We start from the raw sequence: 6,000 nt of genomic DNA, 5'->3' as shown, positions 1-6,000 counted from the left end.
CCTCACAGCAGACCTCGCCGCAATCCACCACCTCACCCCTTGACACACCATAGGAGCATCATTGGGGCGCTAGCCCCGCCCCGCCGCCAACCGCCACCAACGCACCCGAAGCAGCGTGGCACCCACACCACCCCCGCACCCCGATACGAAGCCAAAACGCGGTCTGGGGTGGCTTGTCAAGGCATCTTTCCCGCCTTGACAAGCACCCTCAGACCGTAGTCACAATTCAGGCTTCGGGGTGCCCCACGCAACCAGGTTCCCCCACCAGAACGGCATCCGAAAACCCAGCCCCCAACGCCCGCAACCCAGCATCCAGATACACCGTCAAATCCGCATCCGCCCGAGCCGACCACCGCTCGTAAGCCGCCCGGCAGGTAGCCAGCACCGCCCGCCCCACCGCCAGCGGGTACAGCGAATCCTCCGGCTGCCCAGTCCGCCGGGCGACGAACCCGATCACCGCCCGCTCCCAAGCGTCGTAATGCCGCGTAGCACTGGCCGCCAATTCCGCCACCGTGCTCAGCAGATTCATCCGCATCCGCAGCTCCGGCACATCCTCGGCCCGGTAATGGTTAGCCGCCAGCACCGCCCGCCGAACCGCCTCCAGCACCGGAATGTCCTCGGGCATTTCCGCGAGCAGTTCCCGGATCGTGTCGACCTCGGAGTCGAACTCGTTCCACAGCACGTCCGACTTGGCGTCGTAGTACCGGAAGAACGTCCGCCTGCTGACCCCGGCCGCGTTGGCGATCTGGTCCACTGTCGTCTCGTGGAACCCCTGGTCAGTGAACAGCCGCAGCGCGATCTCCTCCAGCTGCCGCGCGCTGGTGCCGCGAGGGCGGCCGCGCCGGGGCCGGGCCTCGCTGGCCGGATCAGCGGACATGCCATTCCCCCCCCTGGACGCTTCTGTCACCGGGTGACACTACTCGCGGAGGGAGCCCCGGTCAGCGCACCGGTTCGTGCAGGAACAGGATCAGGCAGCCGCTCCGGCTGAACGTCTGGTGCTCGACCTGGACCGGATAGTCCACGAAATCGCCGCGCGCCCGCCGGGCCGTGGTGCGGGTGCCGTCCGGGAAGACCACCTCGTCGTCGGCTTCTCCGTCGAGGAACAGAAACCGGTGCGCGGTCGGGTGCGGATGCCTCGGCGAGAACGATCCCGGTTCGAAGTAGGAGAGCCCGACGAGGCGTTCGTCGAAGGTCTCGTCGAACGCCGCGTCGAGCAGCAGCCGGTACCACTGGCCTGGGCTGGAATTGCGCCATCCGGCCGGGCTGAACACGTCGTCGGCGGGGTCCCCGAGCCGTTCGCCGCTGATGCTCAGCGCGAGACAGCCGTCCGTACTGGACAGTGCTCCGTCAGGCGCGACGTAAGCACCGGCGCGGTGGTGTGCGATCGCGCCCTCCAGCACCAGGAGCCGGTCGCCGGGTTCGGGCAGCACGGCCCCGGCGGCCAGCCGGACCAGCGTGAACGAGTCGCCAGGCGACCGCAGCAGGTCCTTCGTCCACGCTCCGGGCGCGGTCTCGGTCCAGCCCGCGGGGGAGAAAGTGGCGGCGTGGCTCGGCATCGGGTCTCCTTCTCGTCGGCACCTCGACCATGCCGACGCGCGCGGGCCGGCGGCAACCGGATCGCCGCGACACTGCCCGAAGGTCACTCCGGGCGGTCTTCGCCGCGCACCCACGAGTCGAGCACGATCAACGTCCGGGTGCTGGTGATCCGGTGGCTGCGCCGCAGTTCGTCGATCGTGCGCTGCAGGTGCGCCATGTCGCGGCTGCGCAGCCACACCACCGCGTCCGGATCGCCGGCGATGGTGAACACCGCCTGCGCCTCCGGGATCCGCGTGGTGGTCTCCACGATCTCGGCGACGTTCGTGCTGCCGAAAAACCGCAGCTGCGCGAACGCCTCGATGCCCCAGCCGAGTTTCGCGTGGTCGACCTGCACCGTGAAGCCGGTGATCACGCCCTTCTCCCGGAGCCGGTCGACGCGCCGCTTCACCGCCGCGGTGGAGAGCGACACCCGCGTGGCGATGTCCGAGAACGTGCGCCGGGCGTCCTCGCGGAGCAACGCGATGATCTCGTGGTCGGTCGCGTCCAGCAGTTCTTCGGCCATGCGCGGCATCGTACGCAACAGATCTGCCCGAACCGACCTCTCGCGCGTCATCCTTTGCGTCCTTGCCACTACAGTGGCCGGGCATGTTGCGCCTGGGCTCGAGCGTGAGGTGAGGTGGCTCACGTCCCAACGGCGGGTGTCCGTGGGCTGGCTGCGTGCGGAAAGGAAGTGCGGATGAACGCCTTCACGTTGGAAGACCGGTACGTGCGCGAAGCGGGCACTGTCTACCTGACCGGGGTGCAGGCGCTGGTCCGCGTCCTGCTCGACCGGATCCGGCTGGACCGGGAGAACGGCGCGGACTCGGCGGCCTTCGTGTCCGGGTACCAGGGTTCGCCGCTCGGCGGGTTCGACCTGGAGCTGGCGCGGCGGTCGGCCCTGCTGGCCGAGCACAACATCGTGCACAAACCGGGCGTGAACGAGGAACTCGGCGCGACCGCGGTCATGGGCAGCCAGCTCGCCGCGCGGGCGGGCACGATGCGGCCGGACGGCGTGGTCGGCATGTGGTACGGCAAGGCCCCCGGCCTCGACCGGGCCACCGACGCGCTGCGGCACGCGAACCTCGCCGGCACCGATCCGCGCGGCGGCGCGGTCGCGTTGGTCGGCGACGACCCCAACGCGAAGTCCTCGACCATCCCGTGCGCGTCCGAGCACGCGCTCGCCGACCTCGCGATGCCGGTGTTCTTCCCGGCCGATTCGCAGGACGTGCTGGAGCACGGCAGGCACGCGGTCGAGCTTTCCCGCGCGAGCGGGCTGTGGTCGTCGATGAAGATCGTCGCGAACGTCGCGGACTCCGGCGGCACCGCGCTGGTCGACTCGCGGTGGACCGCCCCGGAGCTGCCCGAGGGCGCGTACAAGCACCAGCCGAACAGCCGGCTGCTCGGCCCGGAGCTGATCACGCTTGAGCACAGCTTGCATCGCGTCCGGCTGCCGCTCGCGATGGAATACGTGCGCGCCAGCGGAATCAACCGGATCGTCCGGTCCGGGCCGGACGACCGGGTCGGCATCGTCACCGCCGGAAAGTCCTATTTGGACCTCCGGCAGGCGCTGCGGATGCTCGGCCTCGACGAGTCCGAGCTGTCCCGCTACGGCATCCGGCTGCTGAAGCTCGGCGTCGTGTACCCGGTGGAACCGGGCATCATCAAGGATTTCGCCGAGGGCCTCGACGAAATCCTGGTCATCGAGGAAAAGCGCGCGCTGGTCGAACCGGCGATCAAGGAAATCCTCTACGGCACCACCGGCGCGCCGCGCGTGTACGGCAAGTCCGACCAGCACGGCCAGGTGCTGTTCACCGAACTGGGCGAGCTGGACCCGGACCGCATCGCGAGCGGACTGGCCAAGCGCCTGCCCGACGCGGAACCCGTCGCGGCGTGGAAGCAGCGCCGCCGCCGGGAGCGGATTTCGGTGCCGCTGCTGGCCCGCACGCCGTACTTCTGCTCCGGCTGCCCGCACAACTCGTCCACCAAGGTCCCGGACGGAACGCTCGTCGGCGCCGGGATCGGCTGTCACACCATGGCTTTGTTCATGGAGCCGGAGCAGGTCGGCGAGGTCGTCGGGCTGACCCAGATGGGCGGCGAGGGCGCGCAGTGGATCGGCATGGCCCCGTTCGTCGAGACGCCGCACCTGATGCAGAACATCGGCGACGGCACGTTCATGCACTCCGGCAGCCTCGCGGTGCGCGCGGCGGTCGCCGCGGGCGTCGACATCACCTACAAGCTGCTCTACAACTCCGCGGTCGCGATGACCGGCGGGCAGGACGCGGTCGGCGGGCTGTCCGTGGAGAAGGTGGCGGCGCTGCTGCTGACCGAGGGCGCGGCGAAGGTCGTCATCACCTCGGACGCGCCGCGCCGGCTGCGCAAACGGAAGCTGCCGCGCGGGGTCGAGGTTCGCGACCGGTCGGAACTTCTTCGTACGCAAGAAGAACTGGCGGCGCATCGCGGCGTGACGGTGTTGATTCACGAGCAGGAGTGCGCGGCGGAGAAGCGCCGCAAGCGTCGGCGCGGGAAGCAGGAAACGCCCGCGCGCAAGGTCTTCGTGAACGAACGCGTCTGCGAAGGCTGCGGCGACTGCGGTGTGAAGTCGAATTGCCTTTCGGTGCAACCGGTCGAGACGGAGTTCGGCCGCAAGACCCAGATTCACCAGGCGTCGTGCAACGTCGACTACTCGTGCCTCGACGGCGACTGCCCGTCGTTCCTGACCGTGGTCCCGACCGGCGAGGTCAAGCGCCGCCACCTGGCCCCGATCAGCGCGGACGTCCTGCCGGAGCCGGCGAAAACCCTGGCTGACGTCGCGGTGCGGATCACCGGCATCGGCGGCACCGGCGTGGTCACCGTCGCGCAGATCCTCGGCGTCGCCGGGGTGCTCGACGGCAAGCAGGTGCGCACCCTCGACCAGACCGGACTCGCGCAGAAGGGCGGCGCGGTCGTCTCGGACGTGAAGATCTCCACCGGCGCGGTCGAACAGGCCCCGAAGCTCGCCAACGGGGAGTGCGACCTCTACCTCGCGTGCGACGCGCTGGTCGCCGCCGACCCCGCGTACCTCGGCGTGGCCGACGCCGAGCGCACCGTCGCTGTCGTGTCCACTTCGGAGGTTCCGACCGGGCGAATGGTGGTGGACAAGGAGGTTTCCTACCCCGACCAGTCGAGCATCCGGGCCGCGCTCGGCGACGCGACCGCCGCCGGGCACTACCTCGACGCGCGCGGCCTCGCCGAGCAGATCTTCGGTGACGACCAGTTCGCCAACATCCTGCAGCTCGGCGCGGCTTACCAGACCGGCGTGCTGGCGGTCACCGCGGAAAGCCTGGAACAGGCCATCAAGATCAACGGCACCGCGGTGGACACCAACCTGCAGGCGTTCCGGCGCGGCAGGCAGCTGGTCGCCGACCCGGACGCGCTCACCGCGGAACTCTCCCCGTCCTCGGACGCTTCGGCGCCCGCCGCGGCGGACCCGGAGGCAGTCCGCCGGGTGCGGGCGCTGGTGGCGGCGGACGGCGAACTCGGCAGGCTGCTCGACATCCGGATCCCGGACCTCATCGCCTACCAGGACGAGCGGTACGCGCGGGAGTACGCGGAATTCGTCGAGCGGATCCGCACCCGGGCCAGCGCTTCGGTGACCGAGGAGGTCGCGCGGAACCTCTACAAGCTGATGGCCTACAAGGACGAGTACGAGGTGGCCCGGCTGTCGCTGGACCCGCGGCTGACCGCGGAAATCGAAGCCCAGTTCGGCGTCGGCACGCGGTTCGCGCACCGGCTGCACCCGCCGGTGCTGCGCGCGCTGGGCATGAACCGCAAGATCAGCCTCGGCGGCCGCGGCTTCCGTCCGGCGTTCGTGGCGCTGCGGGCCATGCGCAAACTCCGCGGCACCCGGCTGGACCCGTTCGGCCGCGCGGAGGTCCGCCGCGTCGAGCGGGCGCTGATCGGGGAGTACCGGCAGGCACTGACGCGCGCGCTGGAGGTGGCCGACCGCGGCGACGCCCGGCTGGTCGAGCTGGCCGCGCTGCCGGACGCGGTGCGCGGGTACGAGGAGATCAAGCTGGCCAACGTCGCGTCGTACCGGCGGCGGCAGGAGGAGCTGCTGAAGGAACTGGCGATGCCGGACTCGGTCCGGGTGGCCACCGCCTGACGCTCGAACCGGCACCCAGCTCGCGAACGTCCGTGAGGGGAACCCTGAGGGACTCTGATTCCCTCAGGTTCCCTTCACGGACTTCGGGGCTGGATTCGCGCGGCAACGGCGGATTCCACGCCTCCAGTCCGCTAGGTGAAGCGAGATCAACTTCTGAAAGCGGCATTCGGTGCGGATTCCGTCTTCGTCTTCCCGGCGGTGCCGAAAACGGCGGGGAGTTCGGGTTCGCCCGGTTCCCCGCCGTTTCGGCTTCCGGCACCGGTCGGCGGCGGCGCGAAAAGCCT

At 70.0% G+C, this 6,000-nt stretch carries 4 protein-coding genes; 1 reads left to right on the top strand and 3 read right to left on the bottom strand.

Translation table 11 applies throughout. From position 1 onward, the window contains the following. Positions 1 to 226 precede the first annotated feature (226 nt). The 3 genes from mftR to ACFSVL_RS22770 form a co-directional block, all read right to left on the bottom strand. Complete coding sequence (gene mftR, locus ACFSVL_RS22780) at positions 227 to 877, bottom strand: mycofactocin system transcriptional regulator (RefSeq protein ID WP_378307283.1); 651 nt, start codon at positions 875 to 877, stop codon at positions 227 to 229. Positions 878 to 938: 61 nt separating this feature from the next. Then, positions 939 to 1,556 carry a cupin domain-containing protein gene (locus tag ACFSVL_RS22775; protein WP_378307281.1) on the bottom strand — a complete coding sequence of 206 codons (618 nt, stop codon included), beginning with the start codon at positions 1,554 to 1,556 and terminating at the stop codon, positions 939 to 941. Positions 1,557 to 1,639: 83 nt separating this feature from the next. After that, positions 1,640 to 2,098: an Lrp/AsnC family transcriptional regulator gene (locus tag ACFSVL_RS22770; protein ID WP_378307279.1), complete on the bottom strand. Its 459-nt coding sequence runs from the start codon at positions 2,096 to 2,098 to the stop codon at positions 1,640 to 1,642. A 174-nt stretch (positions 2,099 to 2,272) separates the two neighbouring features. Here ACFSVL_RS22770 and ACFSVL_RS22765 point away from each other — a divergent pair, with 174 nt between their 5' ends. Further along, positions 2,273 to 5,716: an indolepyruvate ferredoxin oxidoreductase family protein gene (locus ACFSVL_RS22765; protein ID WP_378307277.1), complete on the top strand. Its 3,444-nt coding sequence runs from the start codon at positions 2,273 to 2,275 to the stop codon at positions 5,714 to 5,716. The last annotated feature ends 284 nt before the right edge of the window (positions 5,717 to 6,000 follow it).

Source organism: Amycolatopsis silviterrae, from assembly GCF_042684085.1.
Classification (GTDB): Bacteria; Actinomycetota; Actinomycetes; order Mycobacteriales; family Pseudonocardiaceae; genus Amycolatopsis; species Amycolatopsis silviterrae.
Note: the sequence above shows the minus strand (reverse complement) of the source record. Positions and strands in the feature narration are given on the sequence as shown.